The 23,373-nt window shown below is 60.9% G+C and carries 26 protein-coding genes; 17 read left to right on the forward strand and 9 right to left on the reverse strand.

Going from position 1 to position 23,373, the window contains the following annotated elements; genetic code table 11:
• The first annotated feature begins 500 nt into the window (after nucleotides 1-500).
• The 5 genes from xylF to IFT99_RS18715 all read left to right on the forward strand — a co-directional run bounded on the left by xylF (nucleotide 501) and on the right by IFT99_RS18715 (nucleotide 5,187).
• Nucleotides 501-1,502 (forward strand): D-xylose ABC transporter substrate-binding protein, encoded by a 1,002-nt coding sequence (gene xylF / locus IFT99_RS18695; RefSeq protein ID WP_192134224.1) that lies wholly within the window; start codon nucleotides 501-503, stop codon nucleotides 1,500-1,502.
• A gap of 218 nt (nucleotides 1,503-1,720) precedes the next feature.
• A complete protein-coding gene (gene xylG, locus IFT99_RS18700) occupies nucleotides 1,721-3,307 on the forward strand; it encodes a D-xylose ABC transporter ATP-binding protein (RefSeq protein WP_244657015.1) in 1,587 nt (528 codons plus the stop codon).
• The gene (locus tag IFT99_RS18705; protein ID WP_192134226.1) at nucleotides 3,304-4,440 is read left to right on the forward strand and encodes a sugar ABC transporter permease; all 1,137 of its coding nucleotides are present in this window, start codon (nucleotides 3,304-3,306) and stop codon (nucleotides 4,438-4,440) included. Before xylG ends, IFT99_RS18705 begins: the two co-directional genes overlap by 4 nt.
• 230 nt (nucleotides 4,441-4,670) lie before the next feature.
• A complete protein-coding gene (locus tag IFT99_RS18710; protein ID WP_192134228.1) occupies nucleotides 4,671-4,913 on the forward strand; it encodes a CopG family ribbon-helix-helix protein in 243 nt (80 codons plus the stop codon).
• The gene (locus IFT99_RS18715; RefSeq protein WP_192134230.1) at nucleotides 4,903-5,187 is read left to right on the forward strand and encodes a type II toxin-antitoxin system RelE/ParE family toxin; all 285 of its coding nucleotides are present in this window, start codon (nucleotides 4,903-4,905) and stop codon (nucleotides 5,185-5,187) included. The genes IFT99_RS18710 and IFT99_RS18715 overlap by 11 nt, the downstream gene beginning before the upstream one ends.
• Nucleotides 5,188-5,230: 43 nt before the next feature.
• On the opposite strand, the gene dusA is transcribed toward IFT99_RS18715, so the two are convergent.
• Nucleotides 5,231-6,241, reverse strand: a complete 1,011-nt coding sequence (dusA, locus tag IFT99_RS18720; RefSeq protein WP_192134232.1) for a tRNA dihydrouridine(20/20a) synthase DusA — start codon at nucleotides 6,239-6,241, stop codon at nucleotides 5,231-5,233.
• Nucleotides 6,242-6,693: 452 nt separating this feature from the next.
• Here dusA and IFT99_RS18725 point away from each other — a divergent pair, with 452 nt between their 5' ends.
• The 7 genes from IFT99_RS18725 to tal all read left to right on the forward strand — a co-directional run bounded on the left by IFT99_RS18725 (nucleotide 6,694) and on the right by tal (nucleotide 11,652).
• Nucleotides 6,694-7,137, forward strand: coding sequence for a CsgE family curli-type amyloid fiber assembly protein (locus IFT99_RS18725; RefSeq protein ID WP_192134234.1), 444 nt, complete (start codon nucleotides 6,694-6,696; stop codon nucleotides 7,135-7,137).
• Nucleotides 7,134-7,580, forward strand: coding sequence for a curli assembly protein CsgF (locus IFT99_RS18730; protein ID WP_197986036.1), 447 nt, complete (start codon nucleotides 7,134-7,136; stop codon nucleotides 7,578-7,580). Before IFT99_RS18725 ends, IFT99_RS18730 begins: the two co-directional genes overlap by 4 nt.
• 60 nt (nucleotides 7,581-7,640) lie before the next feature.
• Nucleotides 7,641-8,624, forward strand: coding sequence for a hypothetical protein (locus tag IFT99_RS18735; RefSeq protein WP_065989631.1), 984 nt, complete (start codon nucleotides 7,641-7,643; stop codon nucleotides 8,622-8,624).
• A gap of 52 nt (nucleotides 8,625-8,676) precedes the next feature.
• Nucleotides 8,677-9,579: a CsgG/HfaB family protein gene (locus IFT99_RS18740; protein ID WP_065989627.1), complete on the forward strand. Its 903-nt coding sequence runs from the start codon at nucleotides 8,677-8,679 to the stop codon at nucleotides 9,577-9,579.
• Nucleotides 9,563-10,072 (forward strand): curlin-associated protein, encoded by a 510-nt coding sequence (locus tag IFT99_RS18745; RefSeq protein WP_065989623.1) that lies wholly within the window; start codon nucleotides 9,563-9,565, stop codon nucleotides 10,070-10,072. Before IFT99_RS18740 ends, IFT99_RS18745 begins: the two co-directional genes overlap by 17 nt.
• A gap of 5 nt (nucleotides 10,073-10,077) precedes the next feature.
• Complete coding sequence (csgH, locus tag IFT99_RS18750; RefSeq protein WP_065989708.1) at nucleotides 10,078-10,386, forward strand: curli-like amyloid fiber formation chaperone CsgH; 309 nt, start codon at nucleotides 10,078-10,080, stop codon at nucleotides 10,384-10,386.
• Between the two features lie 339 nt (nucleotides 10,387-10,725).
• Nucleotides 10,726-11,652, forward strand: a complete 927-nt coding sequence (tal, locus tag IFT99_RS18755) for a transaldolase (RefSeq protein ID WP_192134236.1) — start codon at nucleotides 10,726-10,728, stop codon at nucleotides 11,650-11,652.
• Nucleotides 11,653-11,730: 78 nt separating this feature from the next.
• Here the strand turns inward: tal and rssC are convergent, their stop codons facing one another.
• A complete protein-coding gene (gene rssC, locus IFT99_RS18760; protein ID WP_037009276.1) occupies nucleotides 11,731-12,213 on the reverse strand; it encodes an anti-sigma factor antagonist RssC in 483 nt (160 codons plus the stop codon).
• Nucleotides 12,213-13,394 (reverse strand): two-component system response regulator RssB, encoded by a 1,182-nt coding sequence (gene rssB / locus IFT99_RS18765; RefSeq protein WP_192134238.1) that lies wholly within the window; start codon nucleotides 13,392-13,394, stop codon nucleotides 12,213-12,215. Before rssB ends, rssC begins: the two co-directional genes overlap by 1 nt.
• A 265-nt stretch (nucleotides 13,395-13,659) precedes the next feature.
• Between rssB and IFT99_RS18770 the strand changes: the two genes are divergently transcribed.
• A complete protein-coding gene (locus IFT99_RS18770) occupies nucleotides 13,660-13,959 on the forward strand; it encodes a PilZ domain-containing protein (protein ID WP_065989616.1) in 300 nt (99 codons plus the stop codon).
• A 98-nt stretch (nucleotides 13,960-14,057) separates the two neighbouring features.
• Here the strand turns inward: IFT99_RS18770 and IFT99_RS18775 are convergent, their stop codons facing one another.
• On the reverse strand, nucleotides 14,058-14,759 hold the full coding sequence (locus tag IFT99_RS18775) for an MlaA family lipoprotein (protein ID WP_192134241.1): 702 nt from the start codon (nucleotides 14,757-14,759) through the stop codon (nucleotides 14,058-14,060).
• 201 nt (nucleotides 14,760-14,960) lie between these two features.
• Here IFT99_RS18775 and IFT99_RS18780 point away from each other — a divergent pair, with 201 nt between their 5' ends.
• The gene (locus IFT99_RS18780) at nucleotides 14,961-15,596 is read left to right on the forward strand and encodes an HAD family phosphatase (protein ID WP_192134243.1); all 636 of its coding nucleotides are present in this window, start codon (nucleotides 14,961-14,963) and stop codon (nucleotides 15,594-15,596) included.
• A gap of 110 nt (nucleotides 15,597-15,706) precedes the next feature.
• Nucleotides 15,707-15,970, forward strand: coding sequence for a DUF4404 family protein (locus IFT99_RS18785; protein ID WP_065989610.1), 264 nt, complete (start codon nucleotides 15,707-15,709; stop codon nucleotides 15,968-15,970).
• Between the two features lie 92 nt (nucleotides 15,971-16,062).
• On the opposite strand, the gene queF is transcribed toward IFT99_RS18785, so the two are convergent.
• The 4 genes from queF to IFT99_RS18805 all read right to left on the reverse strand — a co-directional run bounded on the left by queF (nucleotide 16,063) and on the right by IFT99_RS18805 (nucleotide 20,348).
• A complete protein-coding gene (queF, locus tag IFT99_RS18790; protein ID WP_192134244.1) occupies nucleotides 16,063-16,893 on the reverse strand; it encodes an NADPH-dependent 7-cyano-7-deazaguanine reductase QueF in 831 nt (276 codons plus the stop codon).
• 200 nt (nucleotides 16,894-17,093) lie between these two features.
• Entirely contained in the window at nucleotides 17,094-18,338 is a 1,245-nt protein-coding gene (locus tag IFT99_RS18795) for a lipoprotein-releasing ABC transporter permease subunit (protein WP_065989608.1), read from the reverse strand.
• 68 nt (nucleotides 18,339-18,406) lie between these two features.
• Nucleotides 18,407-19,090 (reverse strand): lipoprotein-releasing ABC transporter ATP-binding protein LolD, encoded by a 684-nt coding sequence (gene lolD / locus IFT99_RS18800; RefSeq protein ID WP_166650625.1) that lies wholly within the window; start codon nucleotides 19,088-19,090, stop codon nucleotides 18,407-18,409.
• A 7-nt stretch (nucleotides 19,091-19,097) separates the two neighbouring features.
• Complete coding sequence (locus tag IFT99_RS18805; protein ID WP_065989603.1) at nucleotides 19,098-20,348, reverse strand: lipoprotein-releasing ABC transporter permease subunit; 1,251 nt, start codon at nucleotides 20,346-20,348, stop codon at nucleotides 19,098-19,100.
• A 148-nt stretch (nucleotides 20,349-20,496) separates the two neighbouring features.
• Here IFT99_RS18805 and IFT99_RS18810 point away from each other — a divergent pair, with 148 nt between their 5' ends.
• Together IFT99_RS18810 and IFT99_RS18815 are read left to right on the forward strand one after the other, a co-directional pair.
• The gene (locus IFT99_RS18810; RefSeq protein ID WP_065989706.1) at nucleotides 20,497-21,090 is read left to right on the forward strand and encodes a PilZ domain-containing protein; all 594 of its coding nucleotides are present in this window, start codon (nucleotides 20,497-20,499) and stop codon (nucleotides 21,088-21,090) included.
• Nucleotides 21,091-21,135: 45 nt separating this feature from the next.
• A complete protein-coding gene (locus tag IFT99_RS18815) occupies nucleotides 21,136-21,858 on the forward strand; it encodes a glycerophosphodiester phosphodiesterase (RefSeq protein ID WP_065989601.1) in 723 nt (240 codons plus the stop codon).
• Between the two features lie 42 nt (nucleotides 21,859-21,900).
• On the opposite strand, the gene sthA is transcribed toward IFT99_RS18815, so the two are convergent.
• The gene (sthA, locus tag IFT99_RS18820; RefSeq protein WP_065989599.1) at nucleotides 21,901-23,295 is read right to left on the reverse strand and encodes a Si-specific NAD(P)(+) transhydrogenase; all 1,395 of its coding nucleotides are present in this window, start codon (nucleotides 23,293-23,295) and stop codon (nucleotides 21,901-21,903) included.
• Nucleotides 23,296-23,373: the final 78 nt, after the last annotated feature.

Below are 23,373 nucleotides of genomic sequence, written 5' to 3' on the forward strand. Positions count from 1 at the left end.
GTAGGACCGGCTTCAGCCGGGAAGAGGCCAATGCGTGCAACATTCATCTTGCGGTGTGACGCCAACAGCTTTCCGGCTAAAGCCGGTCCTACAACCGAGGTCATCGCCAATGCCGTCGGATGGACGCGGTGGTTTTCGTAGGACCGGCTTCAGCCGGGAAGAGGCCAGTGGTAGCACCCTCACATTTGCAGCGTGACGACTGACGCATTCCCGGCTAAAGCCGGTCCTACAGTCGAGGTCAACGCCAAATCCGCTGGATGGACGCGATGGTTTTCGTAGGACCGGCTTCAGCCGGGAAGAGGCCAATGCGTGCAACATTCATCTTGCGGTGTGACGCCAACAGCTTCCCGGCTAAAGCCGGTCCTACTAAGGGAATTGCGTTGGTTACATTCTCACGACAATTCCCTGCTCGCGGCGCGCGGCCAGTATCTACAGTTCCACCGGCAAACCCATACATGCTCGAAAAGTGTCTTTAAACAAAAATAACAGGACGCAACCCCATGAAGAGTTTCAAGACCACCCTGCTCGCCAGTGCTCTGGCCCTGCTCAGCCTGCCCGTCATGGCCGATTCGGCCCATCCGAAAATCGGCTTTTCCATCGATGACCTGCGCCTCGAACGCTGGGCCCGGGACCGCGATTACTTCGTCGCGGCAGCGGAGAAAATGGACGCCAAGGTCTACGTACAGTCCGCCGATGCCAACGAAGGCAAACAGATCTCCCAGATCGAAAACCTGATCTCCCGCGGCGTCGACGTCATTGTCATCGTGCCGTTCAACGCCACCGTGCTGACCAACGCCGTCGCTGAAGCCAAGAAGGCCGGCATCAAAGTGGTGTCCTACGACCGGCTGATCCTCAACGCCAACATCGACGCCTATATCTCCTTCGATAACGAAAAAGTCGGCGAAATGCAGGCGGCGGGCGTGCTCAAGGCAGCCCCGAAAGGCAACTACTTCCTGCTCGGCGGGGCACCCACCGACAACAACGCCAAGGTCCTGCGCGAAGGCCAGATGAAAGTGCTGCAGCCAGCCATCGACAAGGGCGACATCAAGATTGTCGGCCAGCAGTGGGTCAAGGAATGGAACCCGACCGAAGCCCTGAGCATCGTCGAAAACGCCCTGACCAAAAACAACAACAAGATCGACGGCATCGTCGCCTCAAACGACGCCACCGCCGGCGGCGCGATTCAGGCCCTCGCCGCGCAGAAGCTGGCCGGCAAGGTGCCCATCTCCGGGCAAGACGCCGACCTGGCAGCGGTCAAGCGCGTGATCGACGGCACCCAGACCATGACCGTCTACAAACCGCTGAAACTCATTGCCTCGGAAGCGGCAAAACTGTCCGTGCAACTGGCGCGCAATGAAAAGCCTACGTACAGCTCGCAGTACGACAACGGCACGAAGAAGGTCGACACCATCCTCCTGACCCCGACGCCGCTGACCAAGGACAACATCGATCTGCTGGAGAAGGACGGGTTTTACACCAAGGATCAGATCGCCGGGAAGTGATCACTTTTTGCAGATTGCCATAGCTGCAGTGTGACCCCTGCACCGACACCTGTAGGAGCGTGGCTTGTCCCGCGAGCGGCGGGGAACCCGTCGTAAAACCTGACACTGTGGTTTGCCTGACACAACGCGTCTGCTGAATTTACGACTGATTCGAAGCCGGTCGCGGGACACGCCGCGCTCCTGCACAAGAACTCCGGCCTGTCCTGGAATACCGCGCCATGTCCGACTATCTGCTGCAAATGAACGGCATCGTCAAATCCTTCGGCGGCGTCAAGGCGCTCAATGGCATCGACATCAAGGTGCGGGCCGGCGAATGCGTCGGCCTGTGCGGCGAGAACGGCGCCGGCAAATCGACCCTGATGAAAGTCCTCTCGGCGGTCTATCCCCACGGCACCTGGGAGGGTGAAATCCTCTGGGACGGCCAGCCGCTGAAGGCGCAATCCATCAGCGAAACCGAGGCCGCCGGGATCGTCATCATTCACCAGGAACTCACCCTCGTCCCCGACCTGTCGGTGGCGGAAAACATCTTCATGGGCCATGAACTGACCCTGCCGGGCGGGCGGATGAATTACCCGGCGATGATTCACCGCGCCGAAGCCCTGATGCGCGAACTGAAAGTGCCGGACATGAACGTCGCCCTGCCGGTCTCGCAATACGGCGGCGGCTATCAGCAACTCGTGGAGATCGCCAAGGCGCTGAACAAGCAGGCGCGACTGCTGATCCTCGACGAACCCTCTTCGGCCCTGACCCGCTCGGAAATCGACGTCCTGCTCGACATCATTCGTGATCTCAAAGCCAAAGGCGTCGCCTGCGTCTACATTTCCCACAAGCTCGATGAAGTCGCTGCCGTCTGCGACACCATCTCGGTGATCCGCGACGGCAAACACATCGCGACCACGGCCATGGCCGACATGGACATTCCCAGCATCATCACGCAGATGGTCGGCCGCGAGATGAGCAACCTCTACCCCACCGAACCCCACAGCGTCGGTGAGGTGATTTTCGAGGCGCGCCACGTCACCTGCTACGACGTCGACAACCCGAAGCGCAAACGCGTGGACGACATCTCCTTCGTGCTCAGGCGCGGGGAAATCCTCGGCATCGCCGGGCTGGTCGGGGCCGGCCGCACCGAACTGGTCTCGGCACTGTTCGGCGCTTACCCGGGACGCTACATCGGCGAAGTGTGGCTGGACGGTAAAGCCATCGACACGCGCACACCGCTCAAATCCATCCGCGCGGGGCTGTGCATGGTCCCCGAGGACCGCAAACGCCAAGGCATCATTCCCGACCTTGGCGTCGGTCAGAACATCACCCTCGCCGTGCTCGACAGCTTCGCCCACCTGACGCGAATCGACGCCGAAGCCGAGCTGGGCAGCATCGACAAGGAAATCGCGCGCATGCACCTGAAGACCGCGAGCCCGTTCCTGCCGATCACCAGCCTCTCTGGCGGCAATCAGCAAAAAGCCGTGCTGGCGAAGATGCTGCTGACGAAGCCGCGGGTGCTGATTCTGGACGAGCCCACCCGCGGCGTGGACGTCGGCGCCAAATACGAAATCTACAAACTGATGGGCGCGCTGGCGGCCAGCGGCGTGTCGATCATCATGGTGTCGTCGGAGCTGGCCGAAGTGCTCGGCGTCTCCGACCGGGTGCTGGTGATCGGCGACGGCCAGCTGCGCGGGGACTTCATCAACGAAGGGCTGACCCAGGAACAGGTGCTCGCGGCCGCACTCAGTCAGTCCGGCGACACTGCGCACAACAAAAACAATAACGACCGGCCAGGTGCTGTGGGAGACGCGCGTCAATGAATCAGCTCAAGCAACTGTTCACCCGCTACAAAATGCTCGCACTGGTGATCGCCATCGCGGTCATCTGGCTGTTCTTCAGCTGGGAGACCGACGGAGGCTTTCTGACGCCGCGCAATCTGTCCAATCTGCTGCGGCAGATGTCGATCACCGGGATTCTGGCCTGCGGCATGGTGCTTGTGATCATCAGCGGTGAGATCGATCTGTCGGTGGGGTCGTTGCTCGGCCTGCTCGGCGGCGTGGCGGCGCTTCTCGACGTGGTCTACCACCTGCCGCTGCCGCTGAACCTGTGCATCGTCGCCGGCTGCGGGCTGTTGATCGGGCTGGCCAACGGCTGCATGACCGCGTACCTGCGCATCCCGTCATTCATCGTCGGCCTGGGCGGCATGCTCGCGTTTCGCGGCATTCTGCTGGGGATCACCGGCGGCACCACCATTGCGCCGGTGTCGCCGGAGCTGGTCTACATCGGCCAGGGGTATCTGCCGCCGCTGGTGGGGATCGTGCTTGGCGTGCTGCTCTTCGCGCTGACGCTGTTCCTGACCTGGCGTCAGCGCAGCAACCGCGCTTTGCACGGGCTGGCGGCCCATTCACTGGTTCGGGATGTGGTGCGGGTCGTGGCGATTGGCGCCGTCCTGGCGGGCTTCGTCTATACGCTGAACAGCTACGACGGGATTCCGGTGCCGGTCCTGCTGCTGTTGGTCCTGCTCGGCGTGTTCAGCTACATCACCACCCAGACCGTGTTCGGCCGGCGCATCTACTCGGTGGGCAGCAACATGGAAGCCACGCGGCTTTCCGGCATCAATGTGCAGGCGGTGAAATTGTGGATCTTCGGCATCATGGGCGTCATGTGCGCCCTCGCCGGCCTGGTCAACACCGCGCGCCTGGCTGCGGGTTCGCCGTCGGCGGGCAACATGGGTGAACTCGACGCCATCGCCGCCTGCTTCATCGGCGGCACCTCCATGCGCGGCGGCTCGGGCACCGTCTACGGCGCCCTGCTCGGCGCCCTCGTCATCACCAGCCTCGACAACGGCATGTCCATGCTCGACGTCGACAGCTACTGGCAGATGATCGTCAAGGGCAGCATTCTGGTGCTGGCGGTGTGGGTGGATGTGAGCACGCGGGCGGGACGACGGTGAGTGCTTAACCACACCGACTTTCACTACACTCGAGTCTGTAGGGGCCGGCTTGCTGGCGAACCGGCTGTGTAAGCTCACACGTTCATGCCTGGACAAGTGCCTTCGCCAGCAAGTTGGAGCGCCGGACCGGTAAATCCTGGATCTGTCGTACACGCCTCGCGACAACCTGCCGGTTCTCGATTCAGGACGACGGTGTAACATACGGCCCACCACTCAATGTCGAGGTTGCCATGACCGGACTATCGCTGAACCTCCCGGAAGACCTATCCAACTCCCTCGCCGACCTCGCAAAGGCCCATGGCCAGAGCGCAAGCTATCTGGCGATGGATGTCCTTCGTGACTACATCGAACACGAAAAGACCCTGACCACTCAGATCGAGCAAGCGGTGATTGAGGCAAACGAAGGAAAATTCGCGAGCGACCAGCAAGTCGCGGCGATGCGCGCCCGGCGCTGGGGTCGGGATGCGAGTTGAGTGGCTGGAACAAGCCCTCAAGAATCTCAAGGATGAAGCCGATTACATTGCGCTGGAGAACCCGGACGCCGCTGATGATTTCGCCGATGCCATTTTCGCGAGCGTCGATAACTTGGCTTTGTTTCCCGGTATGGGCCGTGAGGGTCGGGTTAAGAATACGCGGGAATGGGCGGTACCCAATTGGTCCTATTTGATACCGTACCGACTTGTCGGCGACCGACTGCAGATCCTCGGGATTTTTCATACAAGACAGCGGCCTCGCGCAAATTGGTGACCGCTGACAATCCGGACTCCGGGAGCCTGTAGGCGCTCCGAACTCACCGCCCCTCCAGCAACTCCCCCGCCCGATCCAGCAACCCCAGCGGATCGTCCGTCTTGTGAATGTCCACCGAGAGCATCTGCCGAAATTTTCGCGCGCCGGGGAAGCCGGTGCCCAGGCCCAGCACGTGGCGGGTGATGTGGTGCATGGAGCCGCCGTCGCGTAGGTGCGCTTCCACATAGGGGCGCATCAGCGCCAGGGCTTCGGCGCGGGTGATCTGCGGGGCGTCGCTGCCGAAAAGTTCGCGGTCCACGCCGGCCAGCAGGTAGGGATTGTGATACGCCTCGCGGCCAAGCATCACGCCGTCGAAGGTGTTCAGGTGCGCCTGGCAGTGCTCCAGGGTCTTGATGCCGCCGTTGAGGATGATCTCCAGTTCGGGGAAGTCCTGCTTCAACTGCGCGGCGATGTCATAACGCAGCGGCGGAATGTCACGGTTTTCCTTGGGCGACAGGCCCTCGAGAATGGCGATACGTGCATGCACAGTGAAGCTCGTGCAGCCGGCGTCGCGAACGGTGCCAACGAACTCGCACAGCTGCTCGTAACTGTCGCGGCCGTTGATGCCGATGCGGTGCTTGACGGTCACCGGAATCGTCACGGCGTCGCGCATGGCCTTGACGCAATCGGCCACCAACTGCGGATGCCCCATCAACACCGCGCCGATCATGTTGTTCTGCACGCGATCGCTCGGGCAACCGACGTTGAGGTTGACCTCATCGTACCCCGCGGCCTGCGCCAGACGCGCGCTGGCAGCAAGGTCGGCCGGGTTGCTGCCGCCCAACTGCAAGGCCAGCGGATGCTCCGTTTCGTCATGGCGCAAAAAGCGCTCGGTATCGCCGTGCAGCAACGCGCCGGTGGTCACCATTTCGGTGTACAGCAGCGCATTTTTCGACAGCAGACGCAGGAAGAAACGGCAGTGACGGTCCGTCCAGTCCATCATCGGGGCCACGGAAAAACGCCGTGAGGGCTCGGACGGAAGGCGGTCGGTACGGGGTTCTGTGATAGGCAACATGGGCGCAATTAGCAGGTCGGGCGAAGGGGGACGCGCATTCTAACAGCTCGCCCGCCAGGCTGAAGCCGATCCGGCTGAAAAGACACCCTCTGCAGAACCGGTTCCATCCTGACATTAATGACCCAAGTGTTCAGAACTTATAACAACTTAAGCGATACCGCACAGTCCTACACTTAGCGACGCTACTAAACATTAGCACGCTAACAACCGCCTTTTAAAACACGCTTTTTACACGCCCATAGACGCTGGCGTTATTAACGCCATCGCCCGTTGGATTCTTTGACGCCATTAATTCGCAACGTGGTTAATCCACTACTCTTTAAACAGGGTTATTTAAATAAGAAAGGAAGTTGACGCCAACAAAATAAATGAACTTTATTTTAACTCACCACTGGCAAAGTATTTTTATTGAGATATAACAAGTAACAACCTGCACACACGAACGTACAAACATGACAACCCTTAAGTTCATCGGCCTATGGCTGCTGCCTCTGTGCGCCGCCACCACGGCGCTTGCTCAGCCCAGCGTGAATACTTCCGCGACGGTTGAACAACACCGGACGCTTAACCATCGTGACGTCGGCGGTATTGTGATCGGGCAGACCATGACGCTGGCAGGCCGAACGTTTTATGACAGTTTCGCAAACACCTGGCGTGAGAAAGATGAAGCGGAAACATTCACCGTCACTATTACCGAGCGGCCCACGGCGCGTTTAGGCAGCCAGGTATTCGTGGATTACGGCAATCGCCGGTTATTTCAAATGTTCCTGCCACCCAATCGAACGCTTATTCCGGCCATTGCCGCCGACGCGGCCGGCCAGGTGTATCAGGGCATCCTTGATTATCAATTGGCACAATTCTTTGGCGACCCGGACATGGGACGAGACGAGCTATGAAAGCACTCACTATTAACCGCAGTTTGGTGGTTGTTGCCAGCCTCGCCTTGATGGCCGGCATGGGGTCAGGCGTCCAGGCCAGCGAACTGGCGTATGTCCCGAACAACCCGTCATTTGGCGGCAATCCGTTGAACGGCCCGGTGCTGCTCAATCAGGCGCAGGCGCAAAACCATTACGTCGAAAAGTCTTCATCGTCCGGCGCCTACGCCGGGCAGACCGCGCTGACCCAGTTCAACAGCATGTTGCAGAGCGCCATCCTCAGCCGGGTGTCGTCGGCGGTCACGTCCAGCATCGTCGGTACCAACGGCCAACTGGTGCCGGGCACCGTCGAAACCACTGACTTCCGCATCGCAATCACCAACCTGCAAGGCGGCCTGCTGCAGATCGTCACCACCGACAAGAACACCGGCCAGACCACCCAGTTTCAAGTGAATCAACCGTAACACCCGTCGCACCCGCTACCCCGCAACACCCCACTACCCAACTGAATAAGGAAGATCACCATGCAAGCACGCAAATCCTTACTGTCTCTGGCCATCCTGTTTGCTGTCTCCGGTGCGGCCATGGCCGACTCCAGCACCGTCAACACCACCCAGGCAGGTTCTGACAACGGACTGAACGTCGAGCAACGCGGCGCCACCCAGTCCACTGTCACCGTTAATCAGAACGGCGGCCGTAACACCGCAGGCGCTATCAACCAGACGGCCACTTACAGCAACCTGACGATCAATCAGACCGGCTACTACAACCTCAGCAGCGCCAAACAGGCCGGGAACAACAATACCGGCTCCATCACTCAGAACGGCGGCGGCCCTCAGCCGCAGATCGCCAGCCTGGATCAGTCCGGCGGCTACAGCAAAGCCAGCATTGATCAACAGAGCAACCACAGCACCAGCGCCTCCATCACCCAGGGCGGCGGTAACAACAACACCGCCAGCACTTCGCAGATCGGCAATAGCACGCGCGTCGGCACGACTGTCTCCCAAGCCGGCAGCTACAACCTGGCGACTGTTTCGCAAGAGAGAAATAACAACACCGTCACCAGCAGCGTCACCCAGGCGGGCAACAGCAATACCGGGATTGTTTCGCAACAGCATAACGCCCAGCAGGTGTCCGCCACTCTGCAACAGAACGGCAACTACAACGTCGGCTCGATCCAGCAGAACGACACCCTCGTCACCACAGCCAAGGCTCAACAGCGCGGCGATTTCAACACGCTTTCCGTTTCGCAGAACGGCTCTCTGCTGAACGCCGACGTCCAGCAGAACGGCAACAACAACTACGCGTCCAGCACCCAGACCGGCCTTAACAACGAAGATACGCTGCTGCAGACCGGCAACAACAACCGCGCGGCTGTGAGCCAGACCGGCACCGGCACTTACCTCTCCACCAACGCCGTTCGCCTGACTCAGTCCGGCAACAACATGGTCGCCAACGTCAGCCAGACCGGCGGCAGCGGCAACGTGGCAACGATCTACCAACACTAAGATGGTGTACCCCGCCAGGTTCTGGCGGGGTTTTCTTGCGGGAAGAAAAAGAATGCGCGTCCGCCCCCTCATGTTGATCGTCACCGCCGTCATGCTGATTGCCGGCTGCACCACGTCCCGCCCTGCCGCGACCATTTCCCCGGCCACGCTGTCGCCTGCGACCCAGAGCCTGCGTGACCTGACTCACCTGCCGCCGCCCGCTGGCCCCATCAGCGTTGCGGTGTACGGCCTGCGCGACCAGACCGGGCAATACAAACCGTCCCCCGACAGCTCGTTTTCCACCTCGGTGACCCAGGGCGCCGCGTCGCTGCTGATCAGCGCCCTGCGGGACTCACGCTGGTTCAAGCCGGTGGAACGCGAAAACCTTCAGGACCTGCTGACCGAGCGCAAAATCATCCGCGCCCTGGAGCAGCCCCAGGACCAGGCCCAGGTGCAACTGCCTGCGCTGCGACCGGCGAACATGATCATCGAAGGCGCCATCGTCGCCTACGAAAGCAATGTGCGCACCGGCGGCATCGGCGTTCGCTATCTGGGTGTCGGGCCCTCGGAGCTTTACCGTCAGGATCAGGTGACCGTCAACCTGAGGGCGGTGGACATCCGCACCGGTGACATCATCCAGAGCATCACCACCACCAAGACCATATTCTCGATCCAGGTCGATTTCGGCATCTTCCGTTTTGTCTCCCTCAAGCACCTGCTGGAGGTGGAGACCGGCGTGTCACGCAACGAGCCCGTGCAGCAATGCGTTCGCGAAGCCATCGAGACGGCGTTGATCCACATGATTGCCCAAGGTGCGCGGGACGGTAGCTGGAACCTGAAAAATCCCACTGACCTGAACAAACCGCTGCTGCAGAGTTACCTGCAGAGCTACGACGAACAGATGACCACCTTGCCGCTGGCTGACGCGGACAAGGACATCGTTGCCACAGGAGAGAAAAATGGAACGCAACGCTAAAGGATTCGGCTGGGTCGCAGCGGCACTGCTGCTCACCGGCACGCTCGCCCAGGCGCAGGATCTGGTGCGCGAAGCACGCTACGCGGACATCACCGTCGGCAACAGCGTCGCCACCATCTTGCAGATCGGCGCCTATAACACTGCGCGCGTCGATCAAAGCGGGGCCCGACAGAATCAGGCCGTGAGCCAGACCGGCAGTCGCAACCAGGCGGTGGTCAACCAGAGCGGCGTCAACAACGCGCTCACCGCCCAGCAGTACGGCACAGCGAACACCGCGCAGGTCAGCCAGTCGGGCAACAACAACCAGACCGGCGTGATGCAGAACGGCACCGACAACGCCGCAAGCGTGGTGCAGACCGGCGCCTACAATCAGGCCTTCGTCGGGCAGTACGGTCAGGCCAACCAGGCCAGCGTTACCCAGGCCGGATCGGGCGGCGCCGTCTCCATCAAGCAGTTCGGCGACAACATGAACGCAAGCGCGACCCAACGGTGACCTTGATGATGGATTTCACGCAGCTGGTGGTGACGGTTGACGCCCAGCGCAGCGGCTCGACGGTGGTGATCCGCCCGCACCTCGAGAATCCTGCCCCGCTGACGCTGCAATACCGAATGACCGTCAGGCAGAACAGCGCCCAAGGCACCTCGGCCATCAACCAGCAGGGCGACCTGCAGAACGGCGTCGCGGCAAACAGCGTGAGCCTGACGCTGCCGGCTGACGCCACGTGTCAGGTGCATCTGGAGGTCTTCGACCGCACCACGCTGATCAAATCGGTGGACAGCGACTGCGGCGACACGCCCGCCCGCTGATTCAGACGGTGCGGGTTCAGAAGCACAAGCCGCATCAGCGCCCTCTCCCTCGCTCGGCCCCCGACCGTCAGCGGATAAGATGCCGGGCGCCGGGAACATCCCGGGCGGTCCGGGCTCCAACCAGTCTGGATCGAGTATCCGCCCTCCTCGGGAACCGACAGACCATGACCCCGCGCTGCCCTTTTAAAAAGCTCGCACCGCCCGGATCATGGCTGACGCGCAGGCGCGACGTTTGCGCAAACGCAGGCGTCTAAACCGGCGTGTCTGTCGCGGTTTACGCCCTTGAGTGACCGGCGGCGCTCGGGTAATGTCAGCACAACCACAGGACAGAGCACGCTCATGACTTCCAAGCTGGAACAACTCAAGCAATTCACCACCGTCGTTGCCGACACCGGCGACTTCGCTGCCATCGAAAAACTCAAACCCGTCGACGCCACCACCAACCCTTCCCTCTTGCTCAAGGCCGCTTCCAGCGACAGCAACAGCGATCGGTTGAAAGAGGCGTTCACCGGCAGCAACAACGACATCAACGTCGCCAGCGACCGTTTCGCCGTCGCCATTGGCCGCGAGATTCTGAAAGTGGTCCCGGGCCGCGTCTCCACCGAAGTGGACGCACGCCTGTCGTTCGACACCCAGGCCTGCATCGAACGCGCCGACCGCATCGTCGGTCTGTACGAAGATTTCGGCATCGGTCGCGACCGCATCCTGATCAAGCTGGCGTCAACCTGGGAAGGCATCAAGGCCGCTGAAGTGCTGGAAAAGAAAGGCATCCAGTGCAACCTGACCCTGCTGTTCTCCTTCGCCCAGGCCCAGGCCTGTGCCGATGCCGGCGTGTTCCTGATCTCGCCATTCGTAGGTCGCATCTACGACTGGTACAAGAAAGCCGAAGGCAAAGACTACGTCGGTGCAGAAGACCCGGGCGTGCAGTCGGTGACCCGCATCTACAACTACTACAAGGCCAATGATTACAAGACCGTGGTCATGGGCGCCAGCTTCCGCAACCTCAGCCAGATCGAAGAACTGGCCGGCTGCGACCGTCTGACCATCAGCCCTGACCTGCTGCAGAAACTGGCAGAAGACAACGGCACGCTGGCGCAGAAACTCAAGCCGGGCAACGGTGGCGAGGCGCGCGTGACCCTCAACGAAAGCCAGTTCCGCTGGGCTTCCAACGAAGACGCCATGGCCACCGAGAAACTGGCCGAAGGCATCCGTCAGTTCGCCCGTGACCAAGTGGCACTGGAAAAAATGCTGTCGGCCAAAGCGTAAAGCGTCAGGCATGTAAAAAGGGCGGCACCCTCACAGGTGCCGCCCTTTTTTAATGCCTCGGTTCAGGACCGAGGCGTGTTACTGGTGTTCGAGTGCGTTGACCAGATCGCGGAAGGCTTCGCGGTTCGAATCGTTCAAGCCCATGAGGATCTTGTGGGCCTCCAGCACCTTCGCCTTGACCACGTCTTCGCACTGATCCTGGCTCGGCAGATCGCTCAGCGCTTCAGGACGCGGAATCGGCCGACCGACAATGTTGAACACCTGATCGAAGCCCATCGACTGCAACAGGCGCGTGATGTCTTCGTGGGTGGTGACGACCGTCGGCAACAACCCGGCCTTCTGGCGCGAGAGGATCGATAACTTGGCCAGCAGACCGAGGGTCGTGCTGTCGATGCTGCGGGTTTCGGTCAGATCGATGACCACCGTCGAGAAGTTCATCGAGGTGAAGATCCGTTCAATTGTCGCATCCAACGCCGAGCACAGTGTCAGACGCACTTCACCCACAAACTTGAGGACGAATGTGCCGTCTTGCTCGGCGAACTGGATTCTACCGGTACTCATTAAAGGTTCCTGCTCAACACTAACAAGGCGATATCATCCGGCATCTCCCCTAGCGTGGCCAATCCAAACGTTTGGCGCAGACCATCCAGGCTGCCCCCCGCCGCCTTGACCAGTTCGGGCAAGCTGGCTTCTTTCTCTTTGAGTGTATCACCTGGCAGAAGGTCCAGAATGCCGTCGGACAGCAGCGTCAGACTAAAGGACTCCGGCAGATCGATGACGTGATCGGTGTAAGTCGCTTCGTTGAACAGCCCGACGGGCAGACCCCGGCCTTCCAGGTAATGGGTGTCGCCCGGGGTGTAGAACACCGGCAGCGGCAAATGGCCGCCGACGCTGTAGGTCAACTGCCCGGTGTCTTCGTCGATCACGCCGCCCACCATCGTCACGTGCTTGCCCAGCTTGCAGCTGATCAGTCCGCGATTGATATGGCCCAGCACGTCTGACGGCTTGAACTCCGGCAGACTGCCGCCGCGCTTTGATTCGAACAGCAGACGCGTGGTCATGAATTTCAACAGCACGGTGATGAACGCAGACGACGCGCCATGGCCGGACACGTCCGCCAGGTAGAACGCAACACGGCGCTCATCGACCCGGAAATAGTCAACGAAATCCCCCGACAGGTACAGCGACGGGATGATCTCATGTTCGAATTCGAACGCATCAATGGCCCAAGGGCTGGTAGGCAGCATGTTCATCTGCACCTGACGCCCCGCGTCCTGGTCTTCCTGCAGCAAATGCAGGCTGGCCTCGAGCTCGCGGTTGGCGGTCTCCAGCTTCTGGCGGTATTCCTGGTTTTCGTGGAGCAGGCGTGCGCGATCCAGCGCGCGTCGGACCGAGTGCTCAAGCACTGCGAGGTCTTCGAGGGGTTTGATCAGGTAGTCGGCCGCGCCAAGGCGCAGGGCTTCGACGGCATCACTCATCACGCCTGCGCCGGACACCACGATGACCGGGGTTTCCGGCGCAAGGCTGGTGACCTGACGAATCAGCTCGAGACCGCCCACCTGCGGCATGCGCAGATCGCAGATCAGCAGATCGGGCTTTTCCTGCTCGAAGGTCTGGAGACCCTGCAGGCCATTACCGGCTTGCAGAACGCTGAAACCGCTGTCTTCCAAATAGGCCGCGAGACTCGCGCGCACTACTTCGTCGTCATCGATGATCAGCAGCGTGGCACTGGTTTTTTGCATGTGGGCAAACGGCGCCAGATTAGGTTGGCGTAGGCGGCTGGTTGCAGTCAGCCCGCGTACTGGATTCGCTTCTAGCCTCTCTGGCTCAGGTAGCGGACTTTTGGTCAAACGCTTCACATGACAGAGCTGCCCTTCAAGGCGCAGACGGTACTCCCATCCGCCTGGCGTTTCAAGCGTGGCCCGGCTGCCGAGCGGCGTCTTTACATCGCAAATCACCCGGAGTTATAAGAACCGTTAAATCAGCAATCAAAACAAAGGATGTGCCATGGGTCAGCTCGATCGCGATTACGAAGAAAAACGGGATTACATTCGCATGCGGGTCGATGCGGACATCAGTCTGATCTACGCCGGCCAGATTATCCCGGCGGTGTGCGTGGATTTATCCAGCTCCGGCATGCAGATACAGGCGCCGCGCTCGTTTCAGGTGGGTGACAAGATCAGCGTGAGCATCGATTCCGAGCATGCTGCGCTCAAGGGCCTGGAGGCCGACACCGAGGTGGTGTGGATTGCCGACATCGACGGCGGCGATCAGAGACTGGGCCTGACGATCTTGAAGATCAAGTGACGGCAGCCCGGAACTCCGTCACATTTTCGAAAAATAGCGAAAATAAAAAGGCGACCCTCAGGTCGCCTTTTTTTGCATCGTTTTGCGGACCGGCTGAATCAGAAGTCGTCGACGACCTTGCCGTCTTTGACCTTGAACTCACGGTTCTGCAGGTAAGCGTTGCGGATGAAGATGTACTTGTCGCCATTGATCAGCTTTTCAGCCGACAGCAGGCTGGCGCGGGTATCGACCAGACTCACGCCCAGCGCGGTGTTGCGCGTCGGCACGTGATCAATGTACCGCCAAGGCTGGGTGTAGGTGTCAGGGTATTTGGCGAATGCGTCACGCACGGTGCTGGGACCGAACAGCGGCAGCATCACGAACGGACCGCTGGCAACACCCCAGTGACCGAGGGTCTGACCGAAGTCTTCGTCGTTGCGCTGCAGGCCCATCTTGGTGCCGACGTCGAAGAAGCCGAGCAGACCGAACGTGGTGTTGAAGATCAGGCGCGCGGTGTCGACGCCAGCGGCCTCAGGCTTGGCCTGGAGCACGTCGTTGGCAAAGTTGGTCACTTCGCCGACGTTCTTGAACATGTTGTGAATGCCGTCTTCGAGGAACTGCGGCGTGATGAACTCATAGCCTTGGGCGATGGGTTTCAGCGCATAGGTGTCGACGGTGTCGTTGAAACGGAAAATCGCACGGTTGACGCCTTCCCACGGATCTTCGTCTGCCGCGTTTGCAGCCATCGGCGCCACGGCCAGGCTGGCCCAGACGCACGTTCGAACCAGACGATTAATAAAGCCAGCACCGTTCTCGGGCATAGCTGAGACTCCCAGTCAAAGTAATGAAGCGGGCGCTACGCCCCAAACCAAAGGCGAGAGTATAAAGCCTTCTGTGACTATTTACGTCGCTGAAATGGTCAGGGTTTTGTAGGGCAATAAACATCCCGAGTCACTGTCATCGCCCAGTCATCGATTTGTCATGGCAATCCCTTAGCGTCTACGGCTTTGAGAGGGAATGCCATGCTCGCCCCGGTTGCCGTCGCTGTTCCGCCGTTCACCGCTGTGTTGTTCGGACTCAGCGGATGCCTCGTCGACTTCGGCGCCCAGACACGCACGCTGCTTGCCGCCGATGGCAAGTCCCTCGCCTCCCATGACGTCCAATCCTTTGCAGCACCGGCGCCCGGGGCGATCAACGCACTGAAGTACCTCAAGCAGCACGGCATTCCCTGCGCCTGGATCGATGAGTACCCCTCCCCGGTTACCGATCAACTGGCTGCGCCACTGAGCAACCTGATTTTGCCCACGCCCCCGCCAACCCACCGCTGGCCAGCACCTGATGCGTGCTGGCATGCGCTGATGATCCTTGGCGTCATGCAACTGGACGGCTGCGTGATGGTGAGCGGTGATCCGCGTCTGCTCATGGCCGGAATCAACGCAGGGCTGTGGACGGTCGGGCTCGCGTCCTGCGGGCCGCTGTGCGGTTTGTCACCCGAGCAATGGGAAGCGCTGAGCGACCTGGATCGCGAGCGCCGTCGCGGCCGCGCCACCCTTGAGCTGTATGCCGCCGGCGCGCATTCGGTCATCGATCACTTGGGGGAATTGGAGTCCTGCCTGGCGGATATCACGCTGCGCCGGCAGAAGTCGGAAAAGCCTTGAGCTGACAGCGGTCATGCACGGCGGCCGGGAGTGGATTAGTCTAGAGCGGTAAGGACCTTTGCCTGCGCATTGCGGTCCATCGTGAGACCCATCACATTAAGGAAGACCCCATGTCCGTCAGTGACTTGCAACTACAACTCAACACGTTGCGCGAGCAGCTTGAGCAAAATCCGCAGCTGACGCTGGAAGAGCGCGGGAACCTGACTGAGGTCATGGAGCAGATCCAGGCGCAGATCGAACTCGAAACCGTCTCCCAGGACCCGAGCATTGCCGATGGCGTCAACCTGGCGGTCGAGCGGTTTGAAGTCGATCACCCGACCATCGCTGGCACGCTGCGCAATGTGTTGGTAACCCTGGGCAGCATGGGGATCTGAATCATCCCGTCCCCTTCAGTGGGAGTGAAGGGGATGGCGTTCCACCCCGGTCACTCCCACAGTGCGTTAACGTGCAGAAAGTGGTCGAGAGGTTACTGCCGCGCGAGACGCCCGTTCTCCAGCGTCAGTGTTTCCGTGCTGCGGTACGGATTGATGTCCAGCCCGCCGCGGCGCACGTAACGCGCATACACCGTCAGCTTCTCTGGCTTCAGCAAGCGCTTCAGGTCCATGAAGATGCGTTCCACACACTGCTCGTGGAAATCCGAATGCTGGCGGAAGCTGACGATGTACGCCAGAAAACTTGCGTGATCCAGCGCCGCGCCACGGTACTCCACCGCGACGCTGCCCCAGTCTGGCTGGCTCGTCACCGGGCAGTTGGATTTGAGCAGATGACTGTGCAGCGCGTCGTCCACCACTTGCGACTCATCGCAGCGCAGCAGCTCGGGTTGAGGGCGGTCGTAGCTTGAAATGCTCACGTCCAGGTCATCGACACACACACCCGGCACCGCGACGATACCCTCGGCCTCGATGTCCTTCAGACTGCGAACGCGGACGCCAACCGGCTTGCCTGCGGCCGCCGAGAGGTCTTTCTGCAACGTGGCGATCAGCTCGGCTTCAGACGCGAACGCAGTCTGGTTGAGCGAGTTCAGGTACAGCTTGAACGACTTGGATTCGATGATATTGGCCGAGTCCGCCGGAATGCTGAACTCACCGATGGCCACCACCGGCTTGCCCGACGGAAGCAGCCAGGACAGCTCATAACAATTCCAGAAATCGACACCCTGATAAGGCAGCGTCTCGGCGGTCAGGCCCAGCTCTGCCCACTTGGCAGCGCGCGGGATCGGGAACAGCAGAGACGGGGTGTACGTGGCGATGTATTCGCTGGACTTGCCCAGCGGCGAGTGTTCGGCTGCGGGATGCATGGCGGGACCTGAACCTGAATAAAGCGGCTGTAAAAACCAAGGCCGCGAAGTTTATCGGGTTCGGCCCGGGTTTTCAGCGTTTACTGACTGATCGCCAACTTACCGACCGTGCCCCCTGGCCATGCCCGGGAATATTGCACGCGGACGCCAGACCCGTGGCGTCATTGCTCCCCGCCGCGGGTCAGCCCCTGATCCCTCTCCTACTCGTAGCGCAGGGCGTGGGCCGGCTGAATCTGCGCGGCGCGATAGGCCGGGTAGATCGTCGCCAGAAAGCTGAGGATGAAGCCGGCACTGCAGATCAGCGCCACATCGCTGCCTTCGAGCTTCGACGGAAGGTTGCTGATGAAGTACACGTCCGAGGTGAAGATGTGCTGGCCTGTCACCCGCTCGACCCAGCCGACGATCTGACTGACGTTGATCGCCGCGATCACGCCCAGCACACCGCCGATGACGGTGCCGACGATGCCGATGACGGTGCCCTGCACCATGAAGATGGCCATGATCTGCCCGGGGGTGGCGCCAATGGTGCGCAGAATCGCGATGTCGGCGCCCTTGTCGTTCACGACCATGATCAGCGTGGCGATGATGTTGAAGGCCGCCACGGCAACGATCATCAGCAGCAACAGGCCGATCATGGTCTTTTCCATCTTCATGGCGCTGAACAGGCTGCCCTGACTGTGGGTCCAGTCATCCGCTTTGTAGTCCGCTCCGAGTCCGGCGGCAATGGCCGTGGACACCTGGGGCGCGGCGTACAGATCCGTCAGCGCCAGGCGCACGCCCTGCACCTGATTGGGCTGCCAGCGCTGGATCACCGCAGCATCCGCGACGTTCACCAGGGCCATGGAACCGTCCAGTTCAGCGCCGACCTTGAACACGCCCACCACCGTCAAACGCTGCAAACGCGGGGTGATGCCACCTGGGGCGCTGCTGATTTCCGGAACGATCAGCGTCAGTTTGTCGCCGACGTTCAGGCGAAAGCGCCGGGCGGTGATTTCGCCGATCACCACACCAAACTCGCCCGCCTTCAAGTCCTGCAACCGGCCCTGCACGATGTGCTGGGTCACGATGGAGACCTTGGATTCCAGCGCCGGATCGACGCCGTTGATTTGAATCGGCTGCATCGACCCCTTGTACGACAGCATGCCGTCCATTTCAGTGAACGGCACGGCGGCGGTGACTTGCGGATCCTTGAGCGATGCCTTGGCAGCCGGCTGCCAATCGTCCAGCGGCTTCACCCCGGAGATCACCGCGTGGGGAACCATGCCGAGGATCCGCGAGCTCATTTCCTGCTGGAAACCGTTCATCACGGACAGCACCACGATCATCGCCAGCACGCCCAGCGCCAGCCCGATCATCGAGGTCATGGAAATGAACGAGATGAAGTGGTTGCGACGCTTGGCCCGCGTGTAGCGCGTACCGATAAAGATGGATAACGGTCTGAACATTCGTGGAGCACCGTAACTAAGCAGCTGAAAGTAAAAAGCCGATGCCCGAAAGGCACCGGTTGTGCGGGTCAGGCTTCGACCAGACGGCCTTCTTCAAGACGCCACACGCGGTCCATCTGCCGGGCCAGCGCCATGTCGTGGGTCACCACCAGAAACGCGGTGCGCGACGACGTGCTGAGTTCCAGCATCAGGTCCTGAATCCCTTGGGCGGTATGCGAATCGAGGTTGCCGGTGGGCTCGTCGAGCATGACCAGACCCGGCTGGTTGACCAGCGCGCGGGCAATCGCCACCCGTTGGCGTTCGCCACCCGACAACTCCGATGGCTTGTGCGCCAGTCGATGTTTGAGCCCTACCCGCTCCAGCAGGGCGGTTGCGCGCTGACGCGCTTCCGGAATCGGCGTCTTGCCGATCAGCAGCGGCATGCAGACGTTTTCCAGCGCAGTGAACTCGGCCAGCAAGTGGTGGAACTGATAGACGAAGCCAAGGGCGCGATTGCGCAGCAGGCCGCGGGCTTTCTCGTTCAGCGCCGACAGCTCTTCGCCCGCCAGCCAGACACTGCCTTCGGTCGGCGTGTCGAGGCCGCCGAGCAAGTTGAGCAAGGTACTTTTGCCCGACCCCGAACTGCCGACGATCGCCACGCGTTCGCCCGGGTGCAACTCCAGTTGCAGTCCCGACAGGACGACCACGGATTCCGGACCTTCCTCGTAGGACTTGCCCAGGTTGCGGCAGCTCAGTACAGCTTTATCACTCATGCCCGACTCACTCATAACGTAGCGCCTCCGCCGGCTGGGTGCGCGCAGCACGCCAGGCTGGATACAGGGTGGCGAGGAAACTCAGGACCAGCGCCGCGCCGCATACCAGCAGCACGTCCTGGGCCATCAATTGCGAAGGCAGATAGTCGATGAAGTAGACATCCGCATTGAGAAACTTGTGACCGATCAGGCCTTCCAGCGCCGAGATCGCCGAACTGACGTTGAGCGCCGCAAGAATGCCGACACCGGCGCCGATCAATGTTCCGACCACGCCGATAACCGTGCCCTGGACCATGAAGATCGCCATGATCTGGCCCGGGGTCGCGCCCAGGGTGCGCAAAATGGCGATGTCGCCGCGCTTGTCGTTGACCACCATGACCAGCGTGGAAATGATGTTGAACGCCGCCACCGCCACGATCAGCAACAGCAGCAGGCCGATGATGGATTTCTCCATGCCGATCGCCTGATACAGGTTGCCGTGGGTGCGGGTCCAGTCACGGGAGTAATACTGATGCTCGCCGAGATTCTGGGCGATGTCGTACGCCGTGCGCGGCGCCTTGAACAGATCGGTGAACTTCAGGCGCAAGCCCTGCACCTGATCCGGCTTCCAGCGGTGCAGCCGCGCCAGATCCTGCAGGTTGGTAACGCCCAGGTAGCCGTCCAGCTCGCCGGCGCCGACATGAAAGATGCCGACCACGGTGAAGCGCTTCATGCGCGGGAACATGCCCGCCGGGGTCACGGTGACTTCGGGTGACACGAAGGTGACTTTGTCGCCCATGCCGACCCCGAGCTTGGTCGCGGCCTTGTCGCCGATCACCACGCCGAAGCCGCCCGCGACCAGATCGTCGAGGCTGCCCTGCTTCATGAAGCCGTCGATGATCGACACCTTGCGCTCCTGCGCCGGGTCGATGGCGTTGAGCAGGATCTTCTGCACGTTGCCGTTGTTGGTCAGCAGGCCTTGCATCTGGGTAAACGGCGCAACGGCTTCGACCTGTTTATTCTGTTTGACGCGGGCGGCCAGGGCCTGCCAGTCATTGATCGGCTCGCCGGACTCGATGGTCGCGTGGGGCACCATGCCCAGCACGCGGGTGCGCATCTCGTGGTCGAAGCCGTTCATGACCGAGAGCACGACGATCATCACCACCACGCCCAGGGCGAGGCCGATCATCGACGTCAGGGAAATGAAAGAGACAAAATGATTACGACGTTTGGCACGGGTGTAGCGCGTACCGATAAATACAAAAAGAGGTCTGAACATTTAGGGGCTTGTTCGAAGGAATGGGAACGTCCTTGTGGCGGGCCTGGGCCAGCGGCTTTACACTCGAATCACCGCCGAATCATGCTCGAAAAGCCGAGCCATGATTTTGAGCAATCACTCTGACAATCGCCGCTACCATGGGTTCGCCATGCCGACACTAGATGAAGAAGAACGCCGCGAATACTACCGTATCGAGGACAGCGTCGCACTGGAAATTAACCGCATCGCCGGCCCAGAGACGGGAGATGAACCTGGCCATCACGACACTTCCACGCTGTTCGATCTGCTGAGCGAATTGCACGTCGCCGAGTTCGAATCCCAGCACCTGCTGCGTCAGCTGGATGATCGCGACCGCACCACCAACAGCTTCCTTCGGGCCATGAGCAAACGCATCGACCTGCTCGGTCAAGTGGTTGCGCACACCGCATTGGGCAAGCTGGGCGCCCCCCAGCGCGTGATCATGTCCGAGGGCGGTCTGCAATTCGTGACCCCTCAACCCTTCCCGCCCGGCACCTTGCTGTCGGTGAAAATGGTGCTGATGCCCCAGGCTTCGGGGATGATGCTGCGCGCCCGGGTGACACATTGCGATGCGTTGGCCATCGGCGATTTTGACGTCGGCAGCGAGTGGATCGACCTCACCGATGCCCAGCGCCAATTGCTTGCCCGACACATCCTGCAACGACAAGCCGCGCAGCGACGCCTGGCCCGTGAGCAAAGTGACCCAGACGTCAAGCCCAACTGATTCCAGCTCGACTTATTCCAGCGCTATGCGTACCAAGGAGTGATTGTGACCATTATTTACGGCCACCGCGGCGCCAAGGGCGAAGCACCGGAAAACACCCTCACCAGCTTTCAGGAATGCCTCAAACACGGCGTCAAACGCTGCGAACTGGACCTGCATCTGTCCCGCGACGGCGAGCTGATGGTGATCCATGACCCGACGCTCAAGCGCACCACCGACCGGCGCGGCAAGGTCGTCGAACACGATGCCGCCGATCTGGTCACCTACGACGCGCGCAAGGGCGGACCGGGCTGGGTGCAGCCCTGCCCCATTCCTCGTCTGGAAGAACTGTTCGAACAGTGTCCCTTCGACCACTGGCAGCTTGAAGTCAAAAGCGCGTCACGCACCCGCGCGGCGACGACCGTGCTGGCCATCCGCGAAATGGCTCAGCGCCACGGGTTGCTGGACAAAGTAACCATCACGTCGAGTTCTCGGGAAGTGCTGCGCGCGGCTCTGGAGCTGACGCCGGACATCTCACGCGGGCTGGTGGCGGAATACGCCTGGCTTGATCCACTCAAAGTGGCTCAGGGCTATGGCTGCGAAATACTGGCGCTGAACTGGACGCTGTGCACGCCGGAGCGCCTGAAGAAAGCACAGAATCAGGGCCTGCACGTGTCTGTCTGGACAGTCAATGAGCCCGCGCTCATGCGCAGGCTCGCTGACTTCGGCGTTGACAGCCTGATTACAGACTTTCCCGGTTTGGCCAGCGCCACCCTTGGGAAGTACTGAAATCGGTCTCCCCGGCCGGCTCAGGCCACCGGCCGGAGCCGCTCAAAAAAGCCGGTTAAGGCCGTCGTACGCCGCTACCCGATAAGCCTCGGCCATGGTCGGGTAGTTGAACGTGGTGTTGACGAAGTACTTGAGGGTGTTCGCCTCGCCCGGCTGATTCATGATCGCCTGACCGATGTGCACAATCTCCGATGCCTGGTCGCCAAAGCAGTGCACGCCCAGGATCTGAAGGGTTTCCCGGTGGAACAGGATTTTCAACATGCCGACCGGCTCGTGGGAAATCTGCGCGCGGGCCATGCTCTTGAAAAACGCCTTGCCCACTTCGTACGGCACTTTTGCGATGGTGAGGTCGTGTTCGTTCTGACCGATGGAGCTGATCTCGGGAATGGTGTAGATCCCGGTCGGCACATCGTTGACGAAGCGCCACGCGCCGTTGTCGACCGCGCTGCCCGACGCCGAACGACCCTGGTCATAAGCTGCGCTGGCCAGACTCGGCCAGCCAATCACATCGCCGGCGCCATAAATGTTCGGCTGGCTGGTGCGGTAGGCTTCGTCGACATCGATCTGTCCACGACCGTTGGCCTTGATGCCGACGTTCTCCAGACCCAGCTTGTCGGTGTTGCCGGTACGGCCGTTACACCACAGCAAAGCGTCGGCCTTGACCTTCTTGCCGGACTTGAGGTGCAGAATCACGCCGTTGTCCAGCCCTTCTACGCGCTCGTATTCTTCGTTGTGGCGAACCATCACGTTGTTGTTGCTGAAGTGATAGCTCAGGCCCCGCGAGATTTCCGAGTCGAGGAAGCTCAGCAACTGGTCACGGTTGTCGATCAGTTCGATCTCGACGCCGAGACCGCTGAAAATCGACGCGTATTCGCAGCCGATGACGCCTGCGCCGTAGATGATCAGTTTGCGTGGTGTGTGACCGAGGCTGAGGATGGTGTCGCTGTCGTAGATGCGCTTGTGGGAAAAATCGATATCTGCCGGGCGATAAGGCCGCGAGCCTGTGGCGATGATGATCTGATTGGCGACCAGCTTTTCCACGATTCCGGTGTTGCAGACCACGTCGATGCTGCGCTCGTCGGCAAAGCTGCCGGTGCCGAAGAACACGTCGACACGGTTGCGGGCGTAGTAACCGGTGCGCGACGCCACTTGCTTGCTGATGACCCTCTCGGCGTTCTTGAGAACGTCCGGGAAGGAAAACCAGCGTGGCTCACCGATGGCGCGGAACATCGGGTTGGTGTTGAACTGGATGATCTGTTTGACCGAGTGACGCAGGGCCTTCGACGGGATCGTGCCCAGGTGGGTGCAGTTGCCGCCGACCTGCCGGCGGCTGTCGACCATTGCGACCTTGCGCCCGGCCTTGGCAGCGTTCATCGCCGCGCCTTCACCCGCCGGGCCCGAACCCAGCACTACCACGTCGTAGTTGTAGACAGCCATGCGTACTCCTCAGAACTGGCCGAGACACCACTCTGGTGCCTCTGGCTGAATCATGCCGCCGCGGGCGGCATGAAGGAT

The sequence above is a fragment of the Pseudomonas sp. CFBP 8772 genome (assembly GCF_014841665.1).
In the GTDB taxonomy this organism is placed as follows: domain Bacteria; phylum Pseudomonadota; class Gammaproteobacteria; order Pseudomonadales; family Pseudomonadaceae; genus Aquipseudomonas; species Aquipseudomonas graminis_B.